This window comes from Herbiconiux daphne (assembly GCF_024979295.1).
GTDB lineage: Bacteria > Actinomycetota > Actinomycetes > Actinomycetales > Microbacteriaceae > Herbiconiux > Herbiconiux daphnes.
The window spans coordinates 1-1,121 of record NZ_JANLCJ010000132.1; the positions used below are offsets into that span (position 1 = coordinate 1).

General features: G+C 44.5%; 1 protein-coding gene. It reads right to left on the minus strand.

The window, feature by feature from the left end:
* Nucleotides 1–135: 135 nt before the first annotated feature.
* Nucleotides 136–1,121: DUF5309 domain-containing protein (locus N1032_RS23570; RefSeq protein WP_259542805.1), on the minus strand; the 986-nt coding region annotated here is incomplete at its 5' end.

Sequence of the window (1,121 nt, forward strand, 5' to 3'; positions counted from 1 at the left end):
TCCAGTTAGCAAAACTCTCCTTTACTCCATTCAATTCATAAGAAACAAGATTTGTAATAGACATATTCTACTCTTTCCCTCTTACAGAAAATGGATAAAAAGAAAGGGGCACTAGGCCCCTTAATTTTTTATAGATTAGGAACCTACTTTCAGTTTCAGGATACCAGAAGCCCAAGGGTTGCGATGACGCAAACCAACTTCCATCTCAATCATCCATTTTTCGAAGGAACCAGTTTTAGCGAGTTTAGTACGCTGTGGAGCGCGAAGTACCATCTGAGTCCAGTCGGCTGGATCAAACAGATAGATAGCATCGACTGGCATGAAGCGGTTAGGAACCAGTTTAAACTCTTGACCCAGCGGATCGATGATGGTGGATACATAAGTGTTGATCTGAGTATCAGAAGCACCATCAAACATACGAATACGTACTGCCGGAGAAGCAGTAGATTCCATCAGGCTAGAGAAAATCTTAGCATGAGTAGGGTGATACATGATGATATTCGGAGTAGCACCAATCTGATACAGATCTTTAGTCAGAGCAAACAACTCATCTTCAGTAAAGTTATACTGACCAGCAGCTGCTGTAGTGGTAGCCTGAGTATGTGTCACAAACACATTACCAGCACCAACGGAATCGGGGGCAGCGTTGGCGGCTGAGGAGCTATCACCAGCAGTAAGGCCTTGGAAACCAGCAGTCAAACGAGCACCATTAAGTGCAGGTGAACCAGCATTCCATTTAGCAGGAGGGGTAGCATTACTCTGGCCTGGGGCATATCCACCAGCAGTCTGACCAGAACCAATCTGGTTGCCAGCACCAAGAGTACCAGTACCTTCTTGAGATTTACCTTGGTTCAAGAATGCCCATTCAAGGTCACGTTTGATTTCAGCACCAGCTTTTTCCATCTGGTAAGCCAGTTCAGAACCACGACCATAAGAAGCTAATGCATCAGCAGTATCAGATACCTGAACTACTTTACGAAGGATCTGAGTAACGTTCTTCTCGACACCAGTAGATACCAGAGAACCATCCCCTGCATCAGAACCTTCTGCAAAAGCATTGGTCTTGTTAATCGGGGCAAGTGAATCATGTTGCCACTGGAAATATTTGTTATTAATGGATT